This window comes from Vibrio sp. T20, assembly GCF_007858795.1.
Lineage (GTDB): Bacteria > Pseudomonadota > Gammaproteobacteria > Enterobacterales > Vibrionaceae > Vibrio > Vibrio satsumensis.
Map to the genome: position 1 here is coordinate 1 of NZ_VFEB01000056.1, position 323 is coordinate 323.

1 pseudogene is annotated in these 323 nt (G+C 43.7%); it reads right to left on the reverse strand.

Annotated features, from left to right (window positions below):
* Positions 1 to 195, reverse strand: a pseudogene (locus tag FTW16_RS03055) (amidohydrolase); the annotation flags it as partial.
* Positions 196 to 323 lie beyond the last annotated feature (128 nt).

A 323-nucleotide genomic window follows, 5' to 3' on the forward strand; every position in this document is an offset into this window, starting at 1 on the left:
CTCAATAAAGCTTGGCATCAGCGTTTGGCCTGCTAGGTCGTGAAGCTTTGCTTTCGGATATTGTGCTTTTAGGTTTTGCTCAGCACCCACGGCAATAATATGACCATTTTCTGTGACGACCGATTCAACGCTTGGGTTGTCGTCGTTCATTGTTAGGATTGAACCACCGAAATAGAGAGTTTGATTGTTATTCATTGTCGATACCTGTGCATTAGAGGAAGAGGTTGAAGACGTATTGGTTTCACTGCTGAACAGCTTTCTGAATATTCTTGCGATCATGGTTTGTGCCTCGCTATGTGTTACCGATGTAAGGCCACTTTTAC